Origin of the sequence: Pseudonocardia xishanensis, assembly GCF_039541715.1 — a bacterium.
Taxonomy (GTDB): domain Bacteria; phylum Actinomycetota; class Actinomycetes; order Mycobacteriales; family Pseudonocardiaceae; genus Pseudonocardia; species Pseudonocardia xishanensis.
Genome location: NZ_BAABGT010000104.1, coordinates 15,964 through 37,860 on the forward strand (window position 1 = coordinate 15,964; position 21,897 = coordinate 37,860).

19 protein-coding genes are annotated in these 21,897 nt (G+C 74.4%); 10 read left to right on the forward strand and 9 right to left on the reverse strand.

Going from position 1 to position 21,897, the window contains the following annotated elements:
- Positions 1–43: 43 nt before the first annotated feature.
- From ABD993_RS31630 to ABD993_RS31645, 4 genes are all read left to right on the forward strand, one after another.
- On the forward strand, positions 44–709 hold the full coding sequence (locus ABD993_RS31630; protein WP_425569209.1) for a response regulator transcription factor: 666 nt from the start codon (positions 44–46) through the stop codon (positions 707–709).
- Positions 706–1,920, forward strand: coding sequence for a sensor histidine kinase (locus ABD993_RS31635; RefSeq protein WP_345426522.1), 1,215 nt, complete (start codon positions 706–708; stop codon positions 1,918–1,920). Before ABD993_RS31630 ends, ABD993_RS31635 begins: the two co-directional genes overlap by 4 nt.
- Before the next feature lie 98 nt (positions 1,921–2,018).
- Entirely contained in the window at positions 2,019–2,960 is a 942-nt protein-coding gene (locus ABD993_RS31640) for an ornithine cyclodeaminase family protein (RefSeq protein ID WP_345426524.1), read from the forward strand.
- A gap of 215 nt (positions 2,961–3,175) precedes the next feature.
- Entirely contained in the window at positions 3,176–3,418 is a 243-nt protein-coding gene (locus ABD993_RS31645) for a hypothetical protein (protein ID WP_345426526.1), read from the forward strand.
- Between the two features lie 2 nt (positions 3,419–3,420).
- Here the strand turns inward: ABD993_RS31645 and ABD993_RS31650 are convergent, their stop codons facing one another.
- The 9 genes from ABD993_RS31650 to ABD993_RS31690 all read right to left on the reverse strand — a co-directional run bounded on the left by ABD993_RS31650 (position 3,421) and on the right by ABD993_RS31690 (position 13,893).
- Positions 3,421–3,603 carry a DUF2795 domain-containing protein gene (locus ABD993_RS31650; RefSeq protein ID WP_345426528.1) on the reverse strand — a complete coding sequence of 61 codons (183 nt, stop codon included), beginning with the start codon at positions 3,601–3,603 and terminating at the stop codon, positions 3,421–3,423.
- 37 nt (positions 3,604–3,640) lie between these two features.
- Positions 3,641–6,172: a rifamycin-inactivating phosphotransferase gene (gene rph, locus ABD993_RS31655; protein ID WP_345426530.1), complete on the reverse strand. Its 2,532-nt coding sequence runs from the start codon at positions 6,170–6,172 to the stop codon at positions 3,641–3,643.
- Between the two features lie 65 nt (positions 6,173–6,237).
- Positions 6,238–7,674: a rifampin monooxygenase gene (gene rox / locus ABD993_RS31660; RefSeq protein ID WP_345426531.1), complete on the reverse strand. Its 1,437-nt coding sequence runs from the start codon at positions 7,672–7,674 to the stop codon at positions 6,238–6,240.
- Positions 7,675–7,761: 87 nt separating this feature from the next.
- Entirely contained in the window at positions 7,762–8,706 is a 945-nt protein-coding gene (locus ABD993_RS31665) for an AraC-like ligand-binding domain-containing protein (RefSeq protein WP_345426532.1), read from the reverse strand.
- A 50-nt stretch (positions 8,707–8,756) separates the two neighbouring features.
- Entirely contained in the window at positions 8,757–9,170 is a 414-nt protein-coding gene (locus ABD993_RS31670; RefSeq protein ID WP_345426534.1) for a CBS domain-containing protein, read from the reverse strand.
- Positions 9,167–10,132: an NAD(P)/FAD-dependent oxidoreductase gene (locus ABD993_RS31675; RefSeq protein ID WP_345426535.1), complete on the reverse strand. Its 966-nt coding sequence runs from the start codon at positions 10,130–10,132 to the stop codon at positions 9,167–9,169. Before ABD993_RS31675 ends, ABD993_RS31670 begins: the two co-directional genes overlap by 4 nt.
- Complete coding sequence (gene fdxA / locus ABD993_RS31680; RefSeq protein ID WP_345426537.1) at positions 10,129–10,443, reverse strand: ferredoxin; 315 nt, start codon at positions 10,441–10,443, stop codon at positions 10,129–10,131. The genes ABD993_RS31675 and fdxA overlap by 4 nt, the downstream gene beginning before the upstream one ends.
- 65 nt (positions 10,444–10,508) lie before the next feature.
- Positions 10,509–12,647, reverse strand: coding sequence for a molybdopterin-containing oxidoreductase family protein (locus tag ABD993_RS31685; protein WP_345426539.1), 2,139 nt, complete (start codon positions 12,645–12,647; stop codon positions 10,509–10,511).
- 73 nt (positions 12,648–12,720) lie between these two features.
- The gene (locus ABD993_RS31690) at positions 12,721–13,893 is read right to left on the reverse strand and encodes a PucR family transcriptional regulator (RefSeq protein ID WP_345426541.1); all 1,173 of its coding nucleotides are present in this window, start codon (positions 13,891–13,893) and stop codon (positions 12,721–12,723) included.
- Between the two features lie 114 nt (positions 13,894–14,007).
- Between ABD993_RS31690 and ABD993_RS31695 the strand changes: the two genes are divergently transcribed.
- The 6 genes from ABD993_RS31695 (at position 14,008) to ABD993_RS31720 (ending at position 21,781) form a co-directional block, all read left to right on the forward strand.
- Complete coding sequence (locus tag ABD993_RS31695) at positions 14,008–15,315, forward strand: MFS transporter (protein WP_345426543.1); 1,308 nt, start codon at positions 14,008–14,010, stop codon at positions 15,313–15,315.
- Positions 15,312–16,853, forward strand: a complete 1,542-nt coding sequence (locus tag ABD993_RS31700; RefSeq protein ID WP_345426545.1) for a class I adenylate-forming enzyme family protein — start codon at positions 15,312–15,314, stop codon at positions 16,851–16,853. Before ABD993_RS31695 ends, ABD993_RS31700 begins: the two co-directional genes overlap by 4 nt.
- 312 nt (positions 16,854–17,165) lie before the next feature.
- Positions 17,166–18,296 (forward strand): thiolase family protein, encoded by a 1,131-nt coding sequence (locus ABD993_RS31705; RefSeq protein ID WP_345426547.1) that lies wholly within the window; start codon positions 17,166–17,168, stop codon positions 18,294–18,296.
- 20 nt (positions 18,297–18,316) lie between these two features.
- Positions 18,317–18,463, forward strand: a complete 147-nt coding sequence (locus tag ABD993_RS31710; protein ID WP_345426549.1) for a hypothetical protein — start codon at positions 18,317–18,319, stop codon at positions 18,461–18,463.
- A gap of 71 nt (positions 18,464–18,534) precedes the next feature.
- A complete protein-coding gene (locus tag ABD993_RS31715; RefSeq protein WP_345426551.1) occupies positions 18,535–21,027 on the forward strand; it encodes a DUF4118 domain-containing protein in 2,493 nt (830 codons plus the stop codon).
- A 154-nt stretch (positions 21,028–21,181) separates the two neighbouring features.
- Positions 21,182–21,781 carry a TetR/AcrR family transcriptional regulator gene (locus tag ABD993_RS31720; protein WP_345426553.1) on the forward strand — a complete coding sequence of 200 codons (600 nt, stop codon included), beginning with the start codon at positions 21,182–21,184 and terminating at the stop codon, positions 21,779–21,781.
- The last annotated feature ends 116 nt before the right edge of the window (positions 21,782–21,897 follow it).

Here is a 21,897-nt window from a genome sequence, read left to right on the forward strand (position 1 = left end):
TTGGAGGCTCGTGGGAGCGCGGCCGACGGGCATGATGGCGCCCGTGACCGAGGTGCTCCCGCGGGTGCTGCTCGTCGAGGACGAGGCCGAGCTCGCCGCCATGCTCGCCGGGCTGCTCGCCGAGGAGGGCTACGCCGTCGACGTGGCCCCGGACGGGCACACCGGCCTGCACTACGGCCTGACCCGGGCCTACGACGTCGCCGTCCTCGACCGGGGACTGCCCGCCGTCGAGGGCCTGGACCTGTTGCGCCGCCTGCGCCGCAACGGGATCACCACCCCGGTGCTCGTGCTCTCGGCGTTGGGCAACCCCGCCGACCGGGTCGCGGGGCTGGACGCGGGCGCCGAGGACTACCTGGCCAAGCCCTTCGACATCGACGAGCTCCTCGCCCGGCTGCGGGCCCTGCGCCGCCGCCACCTCGACACCGCCCGGACCCTGCCCGTCCGCGGAGGGGCCTTCGACCTCGACGCCCGGGAGGTCCACACCGACGCGGGCCCGGTCGCGCTCTCGCAGCGGGAGGCGGACCTGCTCGCCACGCTCGCGACCCGCCCGCGGCAGGTCTTCTCCCGCGAGGATCTGCTGGCGCTGAGCTTCCCGGAGGCGGAGAACCCGATCGTCGTCGACACGTACGTGCACTACCTGCGGCGCAAGCTCGGCCGATCGGTCATCGACACCATCCGGGGCCGCGGCTACCGGCTCGGTGCGCCGTGACGTTCGGGGGATCGGCGGTGCGGGGGGACGCCCGGCTCGCCCGCCGGGCCGCCGTGCGGCTGGGAGCGCAGGCGGCCGTGCTGGTCGCCGTGCTCGTCGTGGTGCTGACCGCGGTCGCGGTCGTCGTCCTGATCGACGCCCAGCGGGCCCAGGTCACCGCTCAGCTGGACGACGCGATCGCCCGCGCGGACGACGTCGGGGACCCGCCCGCCGGGGTCTACCTCCTGCTGCGTGCCCCCGACGGCACCGTCACGGCCACTGCGGGCCTCCCCGACGGCGTCGCCGAACCCGAGGCGCTCGCCGAGGCCGCCGCGGGTGGTGACCCACCCGCTGTCGAGCGCGACGTCGACGAGGTGCAGTACGAGATCGCCACCCAGCGCCGCCCGGACGGGAGCACCGTGCAGGCGATCCTCGACCTCACCGCGAACCACGCCGAACGCAATCGCCTGGTCGCCACGATGCTGGTCGTCGGCCTGGTGGGGCTGGCCGGGGCCGCCGCCGCCGGGACCTGGCTCGGGCACCGCGCGCTGAGCCCCCTGTCGGCCGCGCTCGCCCTGCAGCGCCGTTTCGTCGCCGACGCCGGCCACGAGCTCCGCACGCCGCTGACCCTGCTCGGCACCCGCGCCCAGCTGCTGCGCCGCCGCCTGCGCCGGACCACGGACGTCGACCGCGAGGCGCTCGCCGAGGCGGACGGCGTGGTCGCCGACGCCGCCCGGCTCACGGCGATCCTCGAGGACCTGCTGCTCACCGCCGACCCCCGCGCCGAGCGCACCACCGAACCCGTCGACCTCGCCGCGCTCGCCAGGGAGGTCGGCGACTCCGCGGGCGCTGAGGTGCGGGTGGACGCGGACGAGCCGGTGGTCGTCCGCGGGACGCCCGTCGCGCTGACCCGGGCGGTGACCGCGCTGGTCGACAACGCGGTCCGCCACGCCCGTACGGGAACGGTCGTGGCGGTGCACGCCGACGGGGACCGGGCCGTGGTCGACGTGACGGACGACGGCGAGGGCGTCGATCCCGCCGTGGCCCCCCGGATCTTCGAACGCTTCACCACGGGCGCCCGGACCACCGACCCCGGACGCCGCCGCTACGGCATCGGCCTGGCCCTCGTCGCCGAGATCGCCGCCGCCCACGACGGGCGCGTCGAGCTGGTCCCCGCCACGACCGGCGCCCACTTCCGCCTGACCCTGCCCGTCGACCGGTCCGGGTGGTAGCCGCTGCGCAGCGAGGCGGTACCCGACCCGGCCGGGCGGGACTACCATCCGCCCGCTCGAGGACCGTCGGCGGAGCGGGGCGACCGGGAGGGGGGCCGATGGGCGAGATCGTCGTGCTCGGTGAGGACGAGGTGGATCGGCTGCTCGACCTCGATGCGCTCGCCGAGGCGTTGCGCGCGGCCTACCGCGGGCTCAGTGCCGGCACCGCGTCGGTGCCGGCGCGGGTCGCGGCGTACTCGCCGTGGGGGCTCGTCGGGGCGATGCCGGGGTACGTGGAGGGCCTCGGGATGGGGACGAAGGTCGTCTCCTACTTCCGTGGGAACCACCGGCTGGGGATGCCCGGTCACCAGGCCGTCATCACTCTGGTCGACCCGCGAGACGGCCGCCCGCTGGCGCTGGTCGCCGGGAACCGGATCACGGGCATCCGCACGGCGATGTCGGCCGCGGTCGCCGCGGCGGCGCTGGCCCGGCCCGGATCGTCGGTCCTGGCGATCGTCGGAGCCGGGGTGCAGGGCGCGGCGCACCTGGAGGCGGTGACGCACCTCCTGCCGGTCGCCGAGGTGCGGGTCCACTCCCGAGACCCTGCGCACGCGGCGGCGTTGGCGGGCCGCTCGGCGCTGTGCCGGGCCGTCGGTTCGGCCGAGGAGGCGGTCCGCGGCGCGGACGTCGTGTGCCTGTGCACCGACGCGGACGAGGCGATGGTCGAGCGCGCGTGGCTCGCCCCGGGCACCCACGTCGGCTCGGTGGGCAGCGGCCACGAGATCGACGCCGCGACGATGGCCGACGCGCTGGTGGTGGTGCAGTCCCGGTCGGCGGTAACGCAGCCGTTCCCGGCCGGTGCCCGCGAGGTCGAGGGGTGGGATCCCGCGCGGCTCACCGAGCTCGGCGAGGTCCTGGCCGGGACCCGCCCCGGCCGGGTCTCGGCCGACCAGATCACCGTCTACAAGTCGGTGGGCAACGCCGTGGAGGACGTCGCGGCGGCGAGCGTGGTGTACCGGGCCGCGCGGGAGTCGGGCGGCGGCGTGCTCGTGCCCTGGTGAGCCTCGAGGTCGTGGAGGGGTCCCGGGCATCTCCACCGGCGAGCCGCCAGCGGGTGCGAGTGTCGCTGAACTCAGTGTCAGTGGGGGGACGGTCGGTGCCCTGCACGTCGCCGACGAGATCCGGGACCGCGCCAGTCCGCGCTGCTGGAGGCGCTGACCGAGAAGGCGTCCTGAGGACGCTGCGGTGAGACGGCGAGGACCGGGTATCCCCCGGCATGTTCGAGAGACTGCGTTCCCTGTTCGGTCGGCCCGAGACGGCCGAGGACGACGTGCGGCCGGACACGGCCACCGCCCGCACCCGCGAGACGGGCGGGCGGGACACCGACAGCGGTGACAGCGCCACGACCACGGGCACGGGGGCGTCCGGCGAGTTCGTCGGGCGCGTGGCGGGCCAGGACGCCGGGGCGGACGACTCCGGCGTCGAGTCGGGCGCGGAGGCCCGGCGCCGTGAGACCTGACCTCAGTCCTGCGGGATCCGGGCCAGAACCGCGTCCGCCCCGTCCATCGACGGCATCTCCCTGATGCGCTCGACCACCTCCGGCGGAGCGCCGTTGCGCTCCGCCCGCACGGCGAGCTCGGGCCCTTCGGCGGGGTACATGGCGCCTGCCAGGTAGTTCTGCATCTCGTTCGCGGTGACGGGCATGGGGTCGGCTACCCGCCCAGCCGACCCCCATGCGCGCTCACTCCAGGAGTTCCACGTACCCCGCCGTCCCGTGGACGCGGATGCGGCGGCCGTCCGGGATGGTGCGGGTGGCGCCCTCCACCCCGACGACGGCGGGGAGGCCGTACTCGCGGGCGATCACCGCGCCGTGGGTCATCAGGCCGCCGACCTCGGTGACCAGGCCGGTGATACCGACGAACAGCGGGGTCCAGCTGGGGTCGGTGTAGGCGGTGACCAGGATGTCGCCCGGGGCGAGGGCGGCGTTCGCCATGTCCGTGACCACGCGGGCGCGACCCTCGACGGTCCCGGCGGAGACCGCGATGCCGGGCAGGGCGCCGGGCGGGAGGTCGTCTCGGCGGTAGGTGCCGGTCACGATCTCCCCGTCGGAGGTGAACACCCGCGGCGGGCGGAGGTTCCGCGCGAGGCGGAGCTCCTCCCGGCGCTCCTCGAGCAGCGGGGCCGACACCTCGCTCGTGCGCACGACCTCGGCGAACTCGTCGAAGCGGAGGAGGAAGACGTCCTCGGCCTCGCGGAGGACCCCCTCCCGGACGAGGCGCTCGGCCTCGCGGAGGAGCGCCTGCTTGTAGAGGAAGTAGCGGCGGACCATGCCGTACTTGGGGTACTCGCGATAGCCGGCGAAGGTGCGGACGCGGTCGATCATGGCCTTGGTCTCGGCGACCTTCCGCTCCCCGTCCGGCTGGGCGGCCAGGCGTCGCAGCACGTCCTGCTCGGCCTCCCCGGCCTGACGGCGACCCTCGTCGAAGAGCCGTTTCCCCGCGCCGGGCTCGTGCCCGCGGATGTTGCCCAGCAGCGTGGACGCGAGCATGTCCGGCCGTTCGCTCCACCGCGGCCGGGTGAGGTCGATCTCGCCGGGGCAGCGCATCCCGTACTCGTCGAGGAAGGCCTGCAGCGACGCCGCGGAGGCCGGCCCCAGGCCCTCGACGGTGCCCTTCTCCAGGAGCGCGACCGCCGCCGGGTCCTGGCGCAGGACGTCCGCGACGTCCAGCAGGGCGAGCCCCATCTCCGACGTGACGTTGTGCGGCACGGACTGGGTGAGCGTGTCGACCACACCCCGGTCGCCCAGCCACTCCCCGAGGTGGTCGCCGAGCCACCAGGTCGCCTGCATCCCGGCCATGATCACCTGGTGGCTCCGCGGTCCGAAGAGGACCCGCCGCAGCTCCTGCAGGTCCTCCTCGATGAAGGCGAACAGCTCCGGCCCGGACCGGGTCCGCAGGGCGCGTTCCGCCGCCGCGACGGAGGCCCGGCTCTCGGCGACCAGCTCGGCGACCAGCTCGGGGTCCGCCGGGATCGGGTCCGGTTCCGGTTGTGCCGCAGCGGGGTCTGCCTGGGCGAGCTCGCCCAGGAAGCCGCTCTCGACCACGGTCGCCAGCGCGTCCCCGGTCAGCGGGTCGGTCTTGCGGAACCCCTCCACCATCCCCGCCCGGGTGGCGGGCGAGGCCAGGATGGCGGCGACGTCGACGAACAACCGACAGCCCGCCTCCGCCATCGGCCGCGGCGTGGTCCGCTGCCAGAAGGACAGGCCGAGCGGGGTCATCGCGTCGGTCATCATCTGCTGGTGGCCGACGGACACGTAGACGTGCTTCGCGTCGTCGTCCGCGGCGGGGAGCGGGAACAGGGTGGTGATCGGGCGGCTCTGGACGATGTGGACCGCGTCGCCGACGAGACACCACTCGATGTCCTGGGGGCGGCCGAAGTGCGCCTCGATCCGCCTGCCGAGCCGCACCAGGTCCACGACCTGCGCGTCGGTGAGCACCGGACGCCGCTGCTCAGCCGGGGGGATCACCTCGTCCGCGGTGCCGCCGCCGGGCACGGCACGCACGGCGCGGTCCTTCGCGCCGATCGTCGGCGCGACGATCTCGTCCGCGGACACCCGGTAGACGTCCGCGTTCACCAGGCCGGAGACCAGCGCGTCGCCCAGTCCCCAGGTGGCGTCGACGGTGGCGACCCGCCGGTTCCCCGACACGGGATCGGCGGTGAACAGGATCCCGGCGGCATCGGGGACCACCATCTCCTGTACGACGACGGCCATGTGCACGTCGCGGTGGTCGATGCCGTGGTGCTGCCGGTAGGTCACGGCCCGCTCGGTGAACAGCGAGGCCCAGCACCGCCGGACGTGCTCGATCACCGCCGCCGCGCCCACGACGTTGAGGTACGAGTCCTGCTGGCCCGCGAACGACGCGCCCGGGAGGTCCTCCGCCGTCGCGCTGGAGCGGACGGCGTAGCCGGTGGCCCCGTCGACCCGCGCGGTGATGGCCGCCTCGAGGTCCGCGGGCAACGGGATCGCCTCGACGACCCGGCGCACCTCGGCGGCCCCGCCCGGGCCGAGCTCCGCCAGCCGATCGAGTGCGGCCTCGAACGACGGCGACCCGGCGACGACCCGGCGGTACGCCTCCACCGTCACGCAGAAGCCGGGCGGCACCCGGACGCCCGCGATCCGCGTCAGTTCCCCCAGGTTCGCCCCCTTGCCCCCGGCCAGGGCGAGGTCCGCCCGCCCGAGCTCGTCGAGCCCCACCACCGCACCGTCGTGCACTGCTCTCCCTCCGTGTCCGGCCCCTGATCCCGGGGCCCGTGATCTCGTCCCTCGCCCGCGTCCGGTCATGCCGGCAGCAGCGCCGGCTGTCCGAACCACCGCGCCAGCGTCTCGCGCAGGCCCGCGAGGTCGTCGCCGACCCAGGCCACGTGGCCGTCCGGGCGGAGCAGGACCCCGGGCACGTCCAGCTCCGTGAGGTCGTCGACGACGTGGTCCACCCGGTCCTCCCAGCCCGTGACCGACAGCGCGCCGCTCCGGTCGAGCAGCAGCCCGCGGCCGGCGTGCATCAGCCCGTAGAGCCTGCCGCGGCCGAGACCGACGTCCTTGAGCCGGGTGCCGAGCAGCGGATGGCCCTCCCCGAAGTCGTAGCGGAGCCCGATCGCGAGGATCTTCTCGACCAGGTACCGGTTGACCTCCTCGAAGCCCATCAGCTCCTCGACCAGCCTGCGCACCGCCCGGGCCCCGGGTTCCAGCGACATCAGCTCCATCTGCGCGCGGGTGTTGTCGAGGACGTCCGCGGCCACCGGGCGCCGCTCGGCCTCGTAGGTGTCCAGCAGGCCCTCCGGCGCCCAGCCCCGGATCGCGGCGGCGAGCTTCCACCCGAGGTTGAACGCGTCCTGTACGCCGAGGTTGAGCCCCTGCCCGCCTGCGGGGGGATGGGTGTGGGCGGCATCGCCCGCCAGGAACGCCCGCCCGCTGCGGAAGGTGTCCGCCAGTCGGGTGCCGTCGCCGAAGCGGGAGAGCCACCGCGGCGAGTGCGCCCCGAAGTCGGTGCCCCCGATCGCGACCAGCTGCGCCCGCACCTCGTCCAGGGTCGGCGGGACCGCGCGGTCCTCGGCCACCCCGGCCGCGGGCACCACGACCCGGTAGACGCCGTCCCCGAGCGGCATCGCGCCGAACCGGAGCTGGGTCTTCCGGACCTCCGACATCACCGCCAGGATCGACTCCCACTCCGCGTCCAGCCGCATCTCACCGAGCAGCGTCTCGACCCGCGCGGGCTCGCCGGGGAACCCGATCCCCAGCAGCCTGCGCACCGTGCTGCGACCGCCGTCGCCACCGACCAGGTGGCGGGCGCGCAGCGATGTCCCGTCGGCCAGGTCGACCGTCACCCCGTCCGCGTCCTGGGCCAGCCCGACGACCTCGCACCCCCGCCGGACCTCCGCGCCGACCTCGGCGACGTGCTCGCCCAACACGCGTTCGGTGAGGGTCTGCGGGATGCCGAGGACGTAGCCGTGCGCGGTGTCCAGCCCTTGCAGTGCCGGCCGGGGGATGCCGGCGAAGAACCCGCTCACCGGGTGTCTGGTGCCGTGCTCGAGGAACCGCTCCAACAACCCCCGCTGGTCCATGATCTCGATGCTGCGCGCGTGCAGCCCCAGCGAGCGGACGACCGGGTTCGGCTCCGCGTCCCGCTCCAGCACGAGCACGGCCACCCCGTGCAGCCGCAGCTCGGCGGCCAGCATGAGACCCGTCGGGCCCGCCCCCACGACGATCACGTCGATCACTACTCTCCCCCGTCCCGGAGCCGGATCCCGGCTCCGGCGGAGGATTCTGCGGGGTCACCGGGGTCTTGTGGCAAGGCCCCCGGCGCGCTATACGTTGAAGTGGGAGCGGTGGTCCCTGGGCGAGTAGCCGAAGCGGGCGCGGAAGGCGCGGCTGAAGGCGGCGGGGTCCGGCAGGCCCCAGCGGGCCCCGATCGCGCTGATGCCGAGGTGCCCGAGATCGGGTCGGCGCAGGTCCTCCCAGGCGTGCTGCAGGCGCTCCTCCCGGATCGTGGCGGCGACCGAGGTGTCCTCCGCGGCGAACAGCTTGTGCAGGTAGCTGACCGAGATCGCGCACGCGGCGGCCACCGCGGCGGGGTCGAGGTCCCGGTCGGCGAGATGGGCGCGGATGTGCGCCCTGGCCCGGCTCAGGTGCAGGTTCTCCGCCGACTCGGCGGGCACCTGGCTGCGCACGAGCGCGACGAAGAGGTCCCCGATCGTGCGGGCGACGGCCTCCTGGCCCGCCTCCGGCAGGTCGTCTGCGACCGCGCGGTCCAGCGACGAGAGCAACGGCGGCAGCATCGCGCCGATGCCGCGCCTGCCGTCGAACGTGATGCCGCACGCCGCAGCCATCTCGGCGGCGGACAGCGGCAGCCTGCCCTTGGGGTGCAGGCAGACCTGGTACTCGAAGCTGTCCGCGGCCACGAAGGTGAACGGGCGGCTGCTGTCGTAGATCACGAAGTCGCCCGGCCCGATCAGCGCCTCGCGGCCGTCCTGCACGACGAGCGTGCGCCCCCGCCGGGCCAGGGCGATCTGGAGGTAGTCCTCATCCGCGGCGCGCACCTGACTCTCGGTGCGCTCGAAGCGGTGCGGTACGGACGAGATGCGCCGCAGGTGCGTGTCGGCGACCGAGGCGGCGGTGACCCGTCCGGCGACCAGCCCGGAGGTTGCTGGGCGCACGTCGAGTGCGACGAACTGGTCGCAGACGGTGGACCGCCAGAAGTCCAGACGGTCTCGCTCGCCCACGGCGGTGGCGTCGATCGTGACCAGGGCCATACCGCAGTGTGACAGCTCCAGGTCACCGTTGTGTTGCCCGAGCGAAAGAATCAGGGGCGACGGTCCGCGGCGCGGGCCCGGATGCCCGCGTCGGAGCAGAACCCGGCGCCGGACCGCTTGAGGCAGAGCAGGCCGAGCAGCCGCCCGTCGCCATCCACCACCGCGAGCCGCCTGCGCCCGGCGGTGTGCATGGCCACGCGGACCGCGTCCGCGTCGGCCGCGGTCCCGATCGTGCGGCCCCGTAGCGTGCCGAGCCGTCGGAGGTGCTCGTCCGCGGCCCGGTCCACGAGGTCCCCGCATTCGACGACGGCGAGCAGCAGCCCGCGCTCGACGACCAGCAGCGCGTGCACGTGTCCGTCCTCGAACACCTCCCGCGCCTGCCGCACGGTCGTGGTCGGCGTGCAGGTCTTGGGGAACCGAACCATCGCGTCCGCGACGGTCTCGTGGTCCAGGAGTGTGCTCATGCCGCGTCGCTCGAGTGGCCCGGGACCACGGGCAGGTCCGGGCGGACCAGCGGCACCATGTTGTTCACGGCCAGCGCGGCCTCGCCGAAACCGACCGAGATCAGCCGCACCTTGCCCTCGAAGTCGGTGATGTCCCCGGCCGCGAACACGCGCGGCAGCGTCGTGCGCATCGACCGGTCGACGGCGATGTGCCGCTTGCTCAGCCCGATCCCCCAGGAGGACAGCGCCGCCAGGTCCGCCTTGAAGCCGAGCGCCGCCACGATCTCGTCCACCTTCAGGGTCTCGACGCCCGCCGGTCCTGTCACGTCGACCTCCTCGACCCGTGCACCGCCGCGCACCGCGGCCACCTCGTGCGGCGTCAGGATCCGCACCGAGGACGAGCGTAGTTCGGAAACGCTGCGTTCGTGCGCCCGGAACGCGCCCCGACGGTGCACCAGGGTCACCGAGGCGGCGAGCGGCTCCAGGCACAGCGCCCAGTCCACGGCCGAGTCCCCACCGCCCACGACAAGCACGTTCCTCCCGGTCAGCTCGGCGGGCCTCGGCACGGCGTAGCGCAGGCCGCGGCCCACGAACTCGCCGCCCGCGGGCAGCGGACGCGGGGTGAACCGGCCCATCCCGCCGGTGATCAGCAGGGCTCCGGCGCGGATCCGCGCGCCCCGGTCGGTGGTGACGACGACGCCGTCCGGCAGCTGCTCGAGCTCCGTCGCGTCGTGCCCGAGCAGGTAGGTGGGCTCGGCGAGCGCGGCCTGCTCGACCAGCGAGTCGACCAGGTCCTGGGCGCGGACCCGGGGGAACCCCGCGACGTCGAAGACGGGCTTCTCCGGGTAGAGCACCGACATCTGCCCGCCGAGCTGGTCGAGGGCGTCGACCACGACGACGGACAGGCCGCGGAAGCCTGCGTAGTAGGTGGCGTAGAGGCCCGCCGGGCCCGCGCCGACGATCACCAGGTCCGCGGTGATCACCGTGGCCTCCGCTGCCCGACCAGGGGATGGTCCTCGTCGACCGGGTCGGCGTCCTCGCCGCCGCCGCTCAGCCCGTGCGAGCGCACGAACAGGGCGTTGGCCTCGATGAACGGCTCCTGCTCCGGCGGGGTCTTGTACTCCCAGAAGATGGCGTCGTTGGGGCAGGCGGGCATGCACTTGCCGCAGTCGACGCACTCGTCGGGATGGATGTACATCATCCGTTCGCCCGGGTAGATGCAGTCGACCGGGCACTCCTCCATGCAGGCCCGGTCCTGGACGTCGATACAGGCCTCGGTGACCACATAAGCCATTGTGGACAGTCCTCTCACAGGTGGGCCGCCCGGCCGGGGAGGGGGTCCCGGCCGGGCGGCGTGGATCAGGCGATCTCGACCTCGACGAGGGTGTCGGAGAACGTGGGGGCGTTGCCCAGGTCGCCGAACACGGTCGGGTTGACCGCGGCGAGCGTCGCGCCCGCCTTCGAGTTCTTGCGCCAGCCACCCATCGGGCTGACCACGACCCCGACGGGCACGGTGTCCTGCAGGTTCGCGACGACGGTGAACTCGCCGCGGTCGTTGAACACCCGGACGTGGTCGCCCTGGGCGATGCCGCGGGCGGCGGCGTCGTCGGGGTGCACGATCAGGCTGTGCTCGTCGGCGACCTGGCGGTGGAACTCCTGGCTGGCGAAGCTGGAGTTCAGGAAGGCGTGCGACTTCGGGGTGAGCAGGTTGAGCGGGTAGCGCGCGGCCAGCTCGGGGTTCGCGGCGGCGGACTCGCGCGGCGGGATGTAGTGCGGCAGCGGGTCCACCGGCTGGCCGGGCTGGTGGTCGTTGGAACCCTGGCGGAACAGCGGGACCACGAAGTTGCCGCCCGCGGCGGCCGCGGAGACGAACTCGGCCTTGCCCGAGGGCGTCGGGAAGTTGCCCTCGGCGTGCGGGGCGTAGGCGTCCGGGGCCGGGACGTTGAGCCGCTGCCAGCCCCGCTCCTTCAACGACTCGACGGTGATCCCCTCCATGTTCGGGTGGGACCAGTCGAAGGCCTCCGCGATCATGTCCTCGTCGGTGCGCCGGAAGACCGGGTCGTCCCAGCCCATGGCGGCCGCGAGCCTGCGGAAGAGCTCGGTGTTGGGGACCGCCTCGCCGATCGGGTCGATCGAGCGGTGGTTGTAGGTGACGAACAGGTGGCCCCAGGAGAACATGATGTCGTCCTGCTCGAGCTGCGTCGTCGCGGGCAGGACGATGTCCGCGTACTCCGCGGTGTCGGTCATGAACTGCTCGGACACCACCGTGAACAGGTCCTCGCGCTTGAGCCCCTCGATCAGCCGGTCCTGGTCCGGGGTGGTGACGACCGGGTTCGAGTTGTAGACCATCAGCCCCTTGAGCGGCGGGCCCTCCGGGAGGTCCCCGGCCAGCGCGGCGCCGAGCAGGTACTGGTTCACCACACGGGTGCCCGGGGTCAGCATCTCGGGGTGCATGAAGGCGCCCCAGTTGACCGGGAACGCCCACAGCGGAAGCTGCAGGATGCCGCCGCCGGGCTTGCGCCAGGCACCGACGAGGCCGGGCAGGCAGGACAGCGCGCGGACGGTCTGGCCGCCGCCGGCGTGCCGCTCGACGGCGACCCCGATCCGGATGACCGACGGCTGCGCGGTGGCGTACTCGCGCGCCAGCGTCCGGATCGTCTCGGCGGGCACGCCCGTCTCGGTCTCGGCCCACTCCGGGGTGTACTGCTCGACGCGCTCGGCGAACTCGGGGAAGCCGACGGTGTAGTCGTCGATGTAGGCCTGGTCGGTCAGCCCCTCGGCGATGATCACGTGGGCCATCGCGAGCGCGAGCGCGCCGTCGGTGCCGGGGCGCAGCGCGATGTGCTGGTCGGCGGCCGCCGCGGTGCGCGAGCGGATCGGGTCGACCACGACGACCTTGGCGCCGTTCTTGCGGGCTTTCGCGATGTACGGCCACAGGTGCAGGTTGGTGCTCATGATGTTGCAGGCCCAGACCAGGATGAACTTGGAGTGCACCAGGCTCTCCGGGTCCACGCCCGCGGTGTCGCCGATGGTCATGGCGTAGGCGGTGCAGGAGCCGGAGTCGCAGTAGGTGCGCTCCGCGATCGTCGCGCCGAGCTTGGCGAAGAAGGGGTCGCCGACGTTGAGCCCGTTGAGGATCCCCTGGGTGCCGAGGTAGCTGACCGGCATGATCGCTTCCGGGCCGTGCTCGTCGGCGATCGCGTGGAACCGCTCCGCGATCTCGGTGACCGCCGCCTCCCAGGTGATCCGCTCGAAGCGGCCGCTGCCCTTGGGGCCGGTGCGGCGCATCGGGAACAGCACGCGGCTCTTGTCGTACACCCGGTCCAGGTAGTTGTTGACCTTCACGCACAGGCCGCCGTTGGTGTACGGGTGGTCGGGGTCGCCCGCCACGCTCGTGGCCCGCCCCTCCCCGTCGACGGTCACGAGCATCGCGCAGGTGTCCGGACAGTCCTGCGGGCAGGCCGCCCGCACGACCTTCTCGCCGATGGTCGCGGTCATGGTGGTGTCCTCCGCCTCGTGGTGGGTGGCGCGTCGCCCCCGAGCGTGGCCGAGACGGGCGGAGGACTCTTGGCTATCCGGTCACAGCTGTTGTCGTCGAGTGCACGGCTCGGCCGTGGTCGTACTCCAGCGCCCACCAGACCTCGGCGAGCTGTTCGGTGTCGGTGAGGTCCGCGCCGGTCAGGGCCACGACGCGCTCGATGCGGTAGCGGACCGTGTTCGGGTGCACGGTCAGCGCCCGGGCGGTCTCCGGGACCGAGCGGTGGTGGGCGAGGTAGGTGCGCAGGGTGCGCACCAGGTCGGTGCCCATCCGACCGGCCCGCAGCGGCGCGACGTACCGCGCGCAGAGGTGCTCGCCGAGGTCCGTGCGGTCGTAGACCACGACCCGCAGACCCAGGGCGGCCCGGTCGACGACGCCGCGGCGCCCGGCCCGCTCCCCGGCCGCCAGGAGCTCGCCGGCGGCCGCGTACGCGCGGTGCAGCTCGGCCGGGGTCCCGTCCCCGTCCACCGCGACGACGACGTCCCCGCAGTCCAGGTCCGCGGGCAGCGCGCGGCCCAGGACGCCCACCAGCTCGTCGTCCACGGGGCCGAGCAGTGGGTCGATGCCGCCGCCGCGACCCGCGGCGGTGAGGGTGCGCTCCAGGCCCGCCCGCTGCTCCGGCGCCACCCTCGCCCGCACCACCCAGTACCGACCGGTGCGGCGCAGGCCGTAGTCGAGCGGATCGTCCTCACCGCCCGGCGGCAGGGTGCCGAGCAGCACCGCGGTCAGGAAGGACATCCGCCTGCTCTCCGCGGCCCTGACCTGGTCCAGCTCGGCGCTGTGGTAGCCGGTGAGCATGGCCGAGGTGGTCTCGTCCGCCGACCGCCACAGCCACTGCAGGCCGGTCATGATCGCCTCGACGCCGATGCCCTCCGCCCGCGCGATCTCGACGAACGCCTCCCGCAGCGTGGCGTAGACCTCGCGGAACAGCGCGGACATCTGGTCCGCGGGCACGCCCTGCAGCGCGCGGCGGCGGCCGGTGGCGTACTCGTCCTCCGGCACCGCCTCGGGGAGCCCGAGGTCCCCGCGCAGCACGGCGACCATCCGGGAGACGTTCCGCCTGCCCGAGCGGCGCAGGTCCGCCTCCTCGATGCCCGCGTACGCCGGGTGCCGCGAGTGGGCGGCGAACTGCCGGTCGACCAGCTCCTCGGACCGGGCGTCGACCGCCGCGGAGACGGCGCGCAGCTCGTCGGCGACATCCGGCATTTGGATCTGACTCCAAAGTAGTGGGGCATTTGTTAGCCCTGTCACCATACTTTTCGTACCCACGCGCGAATAGCGTCCGGCTCACTCTGCCGCCAACGACGGGTGGGAGACCCCATGTCAGTGTCCGGACGGGCGGCGCCCGTGCGCGCCGTCGTCGCCTCGGCGATCGGCAACGCCATCGAGTGGTACGACTTCGCGGTCTACGGGTTCGTGGCCGTGTACATCGGCGCCCACTTCTTCCCGACGGGCGACCCGGCGACCCAGCTCCTCGCCAGCTTCGGCGTGTTCGGCCTGACCTTCTTCGTGCGCCCCCTCGGCGGGCTGGTCCTCGGCCCGATCGCGGACCGGATCGGCCGCAAGCGGGTGCTGGTCTTCGTGCTGACCCTCATGGCGGTCTGCACCACCCTGATCGGCCTGCTGCCCACCTACGCGACGATCGGCGTCGGGGCGCCGGTGCTGTTGGTGCTGCTGCGCTCGCTGCAGGGCTTCTCCGCGGGCGGCGAGTACGGCAGCGTCACCAGCTACGTGCTGGAGCACACCGGCCCCGGCCGCCGCGGCTACGCGATGTCCTGGCTGATGTTCGCCTGTGTGGTCGGGTTCGTGGCGGGCGCGGTCGTGGCGACCGGTCTCGGTGCGCTGCTGGGCACCGAGGCGATGACCGAGTGGGGCTGGCGGATCCCCTTCCTGCTGGCCGGGCCGCTGGGCATGATCGGCCTCTACATCCGGCTCCGGCTCGAGGAGTCGCCCGAGTTCGCGGTCATCGCGGAGCGCGCCGAGACGGTCCGCGCCCCGCTGCGCGAGGTCTTCCGCTTCCCGCGCAGCCTCGTCGCAGCGCTGCTGATCGGCGCCTTCCACTCCGCCGCCTTCTACACGGTCATGACCTTCATGTCCTCGTTCGTCTCGGGCACCGCGGGGCGGGGGCCGACCGTGGCGTTCTGGGCCTCGCTCGCGGTCGGTGCGGCGACCATGCTCGTGATGCCCTTCGTCGGCGGGCTCAGCGACCGCATCGGCCGCAGGCCCGTGCTGATCGCGTCCGCCCTGGCCTTCGCCGTGCTCTCGGCCCCGCTGCTGATCGCCGTGCGGGACGCGCCGACGCCCCTCGCGGTGGCCGCCCAGGCCGTGTTCGGCCTGATGCTCGGCGCGTTGATCTCCACGACGCTGGTCTCGATCACCGAGATCTTCCCGACGCGGGTCCGGTCCACCGCCGCGGCCGTGGGCTACAACGTCTCCGCCGCGGTCTTCGGCGGCACGGCACCCTTCATCGCGATCCTGCTGGTGAACCTCACCGGGACCGTGATCGCCCCGGCCTACTACCTGATCGCGACGGCGCTGGTCGGCCTCGTCGGGGCCCTGCTGCTGCCCGCGCCCGCCCCGGCCGTCGTCGCACCCGCGGAGCCGGTCGAGACCCGGGCGGAGCGGTGACGGCGGTGCTGCCCGACGCGGGCCTCGCCGTCGGCGCGCTGTGGCCGCTCTACCGCCGCAGCCTGCGGGCCCACGGCGCCGACCGGGCGATCCGCTGGGAGGACACCGAGTGGTCCTACGACGACGTCGCGGCCGCGGTGCTCGGCACCGCCCGCGCGCTGCGCGATCTCGGCGTGGGCCCCCGGGACCGGGTGATCCTGCTGGCGTCCAACGGGCCCGGCTGCCTCATCGGTGATCTCGCGATCATGGCCGTCGGCGCGGTCAAGGTGCCGGTCAGCCCGATGCTGTCCGCGGCCGAGGTCGCGGTGATCGCCGAGCGGGTGCGGCCCGCGTGTGCCGTGGTGTCGGCGGAGCTGCCCACCCCGGACGGGGTGGTGCGGCTGGAGATCGGGCACGGGCGCGTCGCGCCGGAGGCCGGGGTCCACGACCTGCTCGACGGGTTCGCGGGAGCGGAGCCGCGGGACCCGGCCGCGATCTACTTCTCCGGCGGCACCACCGGCGAGCCGAAGGGGGTGGTGCACAGCCAGCAGGGGCTCGTCGCCAACCTGTGGTCCCACGTGGTCGAGGCCGGCATCGGCGCGGCCGACGTGCTGCTGCTGACCACTCCGATGGCGCACGCCGCCGGTCTGTTCGGGATGGTCGGGCTGCTGCGCGGGGCATGCGTGCGGATCGAGCGGCGGTTCGACCCGGCCGAGTTCCGCGCCCGGGTCGAGTCCGACGGCGTGACCTGGACCTTCGCCGTCCCGACGATGATCAACCGGCTGGTCGCGTACGCGGAGCGGGAGGACTGGCGGCCGACGTCGCTGCGCACGGTGCAGTACGGCGCCGCGCCGATCTCCGCGGCCGTGCTGCGGCGTGCGCTGGTCCGGTTCGGGCCGGTGTTCCAGCAGCTCTACGCGCAGACCGAATGCCCCAACTACGCCACCGTGCTGTCCAAGGCCGACCACGTCGCCGCGCTGGACCGCGGGTCGTTGCTGGGGTCGGCGGGGCGGGCGGTCCTGATGTGCGAGGTGGCGGTGGTCGCCGACGACGGCACCGTGCTCGGGTCGGACACGGTCGGGGAGGTCTGCCTGCGCGCGCCGTACGTGATGGCGGGCTACTGGGATGACGTCGCGGGCTACGCCGCCCGCTTCCACGGCGACTGGCTGCGCACGGGGGACGTGGGCTACCTCGACGCCGCCGGCTACCTGTACCTGGTCGACCGGCGCAACGACATGATCGTCAGCGGCGGGATGAACGTGCACTCCATCGAGGTGGAGCAGGCCGTGCAGGCGGTCGAGGGCGTCGCGGCGGCCGCGGTGATCGGTATCCCGCACCCGGACTGGGGCGAGGCGGTGCACGCGGTGGTCGTGGCCCGGCCGGGCGTGACCGGCCTCGCCGAGCGCGTCCTGGCCGAGACGCGGTCGACGCTGGCCACCTACAAGCGGCCGAAGACCGTCGAGGTCGTCGCGGAGCTCCCGCTGACCCGCTACGGGAAGGTCGACAAGAAGGCGCTGCGCGCGGCGCACTGGGGCGACCGGAGACGGGGGATCAACTGATGTACGCGGTGTCCATGGTGGACGGCGAGGTCGTCGGCTCCACCTGTCCCCGGTGCGGCTACCACTGCGCGCCCGCGGTCCGGCGCTGTCCGGCGTGCGGCGCCGTCGCGAACGCGGCCCGGTTCGCCCCGCGCGGGCGCGTCTGGTCGGCGACGGCGGTGCACCTCACCGTCGGGGCTTTCGCGCCGGGGACGCTGACCTATGTCGACCTGGACGAGGGGCCGCGGGTGCTGGTCCGCGGCGCGGCGCCGCCGGCGCCGATCGGGCCGCGGTGGAGCTGGTGTCGAGTGACGACGGGATCGAGGTACGGACGTGCGGGTAGCGATCACGGGTGCGGGCATGTCGCGCTTCGGCAGGCAGCCCGAGACCCGGCTGGAGGACCTGGCCGCGGACGCGGTCGAGCAGGCGCTGGAGCGGGCGGGCGTGGAACCGCACGAGATCGGCGTCGTCTACGTGGGCAACGTCCTCGGCCCCGGCGGTCTCGGGCCGCGGGTGGCCCGGGCCTGCGGGCTGACGGCCGGGCCCGCGCTCACCCTCGAGGCGGCGTGCGCGAGCGGCACGGTGGCCGCGCACCACGCCATCGGCGCGGTCGCCCGCGGCGAGCACCGCTATGCGCTGGCGTTGGGGATCGAGCAGCTCTCCACGCTGTTCCGCGGCGCGATCGTGCCCGAGCCGACGGACGCCGAGGGTGCCGTCGGGCTGCCGCTGCCGGGGCTCTACGCCCTGCAGGCCCACCGGTACGCGGAGCGCCACGGCGTCGACCTGGACGCCCTGGCCCTGGTCTCGGTGAAGAACCGCGCCGCCGGGGCGGCCAACCCGCGTGCGGTGCAGCGCACCACGACCACCGTCGAGGAGGTGCTGGGCAGCAGGCCGATCGCCGACCCGCTGACCTTCCTGCAGTGCTGCCCGATGGTCGACGGCGCCGCGGCGGTGGTGATCGGCCCCGCCGACGGGCGACCGGGTGAGGTCAGCGTGGCCGCGTCCGTCGTGGAGGGTGGCCGGGCCTGGCCCGCGGCGGACGACCTCCCCTGGGGCAGTGCCTGCGTCCGGCGGGCCCGGCAGGCCGCCGAGACGATGCTGGGGGAGCCGCTGTCGTCCGGCTCGCTGTTCGAGGTGCACGACGCCTTCACCATCGGCGAGATGCTCACCGTCGAGGCCCTCGGCCTGGTCGAGGAGGGCACGGCGCTGGACGCGCTCGCCGCAGGCGTGTTCGACCGGGACGGCGCGCTGCCGGTCAACCCGAGCGGCGGCCTGATCGCGCGCGGTCACCCTCTCGGCGCGACCGGTGTGGCCCAGCTGACGGAGTCGTGGCTGCAGCTGCGGGGCGAGGCGGGTGGACTGCAGGTGCCCGATGCCCGGCGCGCGGTCGTGGAGACGATGGGCGGGGGCGCCAGCGGGCTGGACGGCAACTGTGCCGCGATCGTGGTCCTCGACCGCGGCTGATCCCGCTACTGCCCGTCCTGGTGGTCACCCTCGCTGCGCTGGTCGCCGGGGCGCTCCTGATCGCGGGCGTCCCCGCGGGCCTCTACGGCCTGCCCGTCCTGGTGCTCGCGGCGTTCGGCGGGGCGCTCGTCGTCACCCGGGTGCTGCTGGTCGAGATCCTGCGCTAGGCGTGCCGGGCGCATACTCGGCGTCCTCGGGGTCCGCGCCGACGGTCCCCGTGGACCGCGGAGGTGGGGAGTTGGGCGGGGAGCTGCGGATCCATCTCGGAGCCGCGCCCGGGGTGGGCAAGACCTACGCCATGCTCGGCGAGGCCCGGCGGCGGCGCGAGCGGGGCGCGGACGTCGTCGTGGGGATCGTCGAGACCCACGGCCGGGCCCGCACCGCCGAGCTGCTCACCGGCCTGGAGGTCCTGCCCCGCCTCGACGGGGAGCTCGACGTCGCGGCCGTGCTCGCGCGGCGGCCCGAGGTCGTGGTCGTGGACGAGCTGGCCCACACCTCGGCCCGCGGCACGCGCCGTCAGGACGTCGAGGAGATCCTCGCCGCGGGCATCGACGTGCTGTCCACGGTGAACGTGCAGCACCTGGAGTCGCTCACCGACGTCGTCGAGCGGATCACCGGGGTGCGGCAGCGCGACACCGTGCCGGACGAGTTCGTCCGTCGCGCGGACCAGATCGAGCTCGTCGACATCACGCCGGAGGCGCTGCGCCGCCGCCTCGCCCACGGCAACGTCTACCCCGCCGAGCGGATCGACGCGGCGTTGGCGAACTACTTCCAGGTGGGGAACCTCATCGCGCTGCGCGAGCTGGCGCTGCTCTGGGTGGCCGACGAGGTCGACGTCGCGTTGCGCCGGTACCGCACCGAGCGGGGGGTGTCGGAGACCTGGGAGACCCGGGAGCGGGTGGTCGTGGCGCTGACCGGCGGTCCCGAGTCCGAGACGGTGCTGCGCCGCGCCGCGCGGATCGCCGCCCGGGCCGCGCGAGCGGACCTGCTCGCCGTCCATGTGCTGCGCGGGGACGGCCTGGTGGGTGAGCCGATGGGCGCCACGACCGCGCTGCGCCGGCTCGCCGAGGACGTCGGGGCCACGTTCCACACCGTCGTCGGCGACCGGGTGAGCGAGGCGCTGCTGGAGTTCGCCCGCGGCGTCAACGCCACCCAGCTGGTGCTCGGCTCCTCCCGCCGCTCCCGCCCGGCTCGGCTGGTGGACCCGGGCATCGGCGCACGGGTGGTGCAGGAGTCCGGCTCGATCGACGTCCACCTGGTCACCCACGCCGCGGCGGGGCGGCAAACCCTGCGGCTGCCGCGGGCGCGCACCCCGCTACCCGTGGACCGGCGGGTGCTGGGCTGGGTGCTCGGAGTGGTCGGGCCGGGCCTCGCGACCGTGCTCGGCGCCGCGCTGGACGGGATCGTCGGGCTCAGCACCGACGTCGTGTTGTTCCTCCTCGCCACGATCGTCGCCGCGCTGGTCGGCGGGCTCGGGCCCGCGCTGCTCGCGGCCCTGCTCGGCGGGCTGCTGCTGAACTTCTTCCTCACCCCGCCGCGGTTCTCCCTGGCCATCGCCTCCCCGGAGAACGTGATCGCGGTCGTCGCGATGCTGGTGGTGGCGGTGCTCGTCGCGCTGGTGGTGGACCGGGCGGCCCGGCGCGGCGAGCAGGCCGCGCGGGCGCGCACGGAGGCCGCGCTGCTCGCGTCCTTCGCGCGGACCGTGCTGACCGGCGCGGACCCGCTGCCGCGGCTGCTGGAGGAGGTGCGGGAGGCCTTCGGGCTGCGGGGCGTCGCGCTGCTCGAGCAGGCGAACGGCGAGTGGACCCGGGTCGCGGTCGCGGGCCCGCCCGAGTGCGGCCGCCCCGAGGACGCGGACGTCGACGTCCCGGTGGAGCCGGGCCTGCACCTGGTCGGCACCGGCCGGTCGCTGCCCGCCCACGACCGAGGACTGCTGGAGACCGTCGGCGGGCAGGCGCTGCTCGCGCTCCGCGGGCAGCGGTCCGCCGAGGAGGCCCGGCGCGCCGAACGCCGCGCGGAGGTCAACGAGACCCGCGGCGCGCTGCTCTCCGCCGTCGGGCACGACCTGCGCAGCCCGCTGACCTCGATCAAGGCCGCCCTCGCGGGCCTGCGGCTGCCGCTGTCCGCCGAGGACCGGGCGGAGCTGGTGGAGACCGTCGAGGAGTCCGCGGACCGGCTGGCGGGGGTGGTGGACAACCTGCTCGACTCGTCCCGGCTGGCCGCGGGTGCCGTCGAGCCGCTGCGGGAGCCGGTCGGCTACGGCGAGGTCGCCGCCCGGGCGCTGCTCGGGCTGCCGGGCGCCGAGCGGGTCGCGTTCGAGATCCCGGAGGACCTCCCCGAGGTCCTGGCGGACGCGGGCCTGCTGGAGCGGGTCGTGGCGAACCTCGTCGACAACGCCCTGCGGCACGGGCGCGGTGCCCCGGTCGTGCTGCGCGCGAGCGCCCACTCCGGCCGCGTCGAGCTGCGGGTGGTGGACGCGGGTCCGGGTGTCCCGCTGCGGCAGCGGGACCGGCTCTTCGCCCCGTTCCAGCGGCTGGGGGACCGGCGTACCACCGGGATCGGGCTCGGCCTGTCCGTCGCCCGGGGGCTCACCGAGGTCATGGGCGGCACGCTGACCGCCGAGGACACCCCGGGCGGCGGCCTGACGACGGTGGTCTCGCTCCCGGCCCGTGCGGGACTGACGGCGCAGGCCACGGGCGCGGCGCCGGGAGCCGGGCCGCGCGACCCGTGAGGCCTCCGTGCGCGCCGCGTGCAGCAGGCCCGCCGGGAGGCCCCTCCGGGCCCCGACGACGGGCGGACCCCGGTCGCCGTGGTGGTGAGGCTGCTCCCGCGGATCGGGGAGGGGATAAAGTCGTCGAACGACGACTCGGCGGAAGGGGCGCACCGTGGCGGTCACCGAGGAGGTCCCTCCGCGCGCCCGCAAGCGGGACGCGACCGCGACCCGGCGCGCCCTGCTCGACGCGGCGCGCTCGCTGATGGGCGAGCACGGGGTCGAGGGCACCAGCACCCGGGACGTGGCGGCCCGTGCCGGGGTCAACCAGGCCCTGGTGTACCGCTACTTCGGGTCCAAGGACAACCTCGTCGCCGAGGCGGCGGGCGGCGGGCCGTCGGATCACACCCTCGAGCTGATGCGCACCACCGACCTCGCGGACCTGCCGAGGGTGCTGCTGTGCAACACGGTGGACGGCACGGCGGACGCCGAGCGGCGGGACCGGATGTCCGTGCTGGTCAGCGGGGCGAACGACCGCACCGTGCGCGAGGTGCTGCGGACGCGGATCGAGGAGGTCTTCGGCGACGTGCTCGGCGGCAGGCTGGAGGGTCCGGACGCGGCACTGCGGGCCGAGCTCATGGCGGCGCTGCTCGCCGGCGTCGGGATGCTGCGGGAGAAGGTCGGGACCCGCGCGCTGGCCGAGGCGGACCGGGAGGTGGTCGGGGACTGGGTGGAGCGGCTCGCGGCGGTACTGTTCGCACCCGACGGGTCCTGAACGGCCGAACGGCACCCCCGTCTGGGGGTGCCGCTCGTGGTGGGGAGTGGACGAGCTAGTGCTCGTGGATCAGCACGCCGCGGACGTTCTTGCCGTTGAGCAGGTCGTCGTAGCCC

Bases quoted from the DNA above. Each gene is read 5' to 3' on its own strand.
- ABD993_RS31645 (WP_345426526.1), top strand. From the start codon at position 3,176: ATGTTCGAGAGACTGCGTTCCCTGTTCGGTCGGCCCGAGACGGCCGAG.
- ABD993_RS31685 (WP_345426539.1), bottom strand. From the start codon at position 12,647: ATGACCGCGACCATCGGCGAGAAGGTCGTGCGGGCGGCCTGCCCGCAG.
- ABD993_RS31640 (WP_345426524.1), top strand. From the start codon at position 2,019: ATGGGCGAGATCGTCGTGCTCGGTGAGGACGAGGTGGATCGGCTGCTC.
- ABD993_RS31650 (WP_345426528.1), bottom strand. From the start codon at position 3,603: ATGCCCGTCACCGCGAACGAGATGCAGAACTACCTGGCAGGCGCCATG.
- ABD993_RS31690 (WP_345426541.1), bottom strand. From the start codon at position 13,893: ATGCCGGATGTCGCCGACGAGCTGCGCGCCGTCTCCGCGGCGGTCGAC.
- ABD993_RS31665 (WP_345426532.1), bottom strand. From the start codon at position 8,706: ATGGCCCTGGTCACGATCGACGCCACCGCCGTGGGCGAGCGAGACCGT.
- ABD993_RS31670 (WP_345426534.1), bottom strand. From the start codon at position 9,170: ATGAGCACACTCCTGGACCACGAGACCGTCGCGGACGCGATGGTTCGG.
- fdxA (WP_345426537.1), bottom strand. From the start codon at position 10,443: ATGGCTTATGTGGTCACCGAGGCCTGTATCGACGTCCAGGACCGGGCC.
- ABD993_RS31695 (WP_345426543.1), top strand. From the start codon at position 14,008: ATGTCAGTGTCCGGACGGGCGGCGCCCGTGCGCGCCGTCGTCGCCTCG.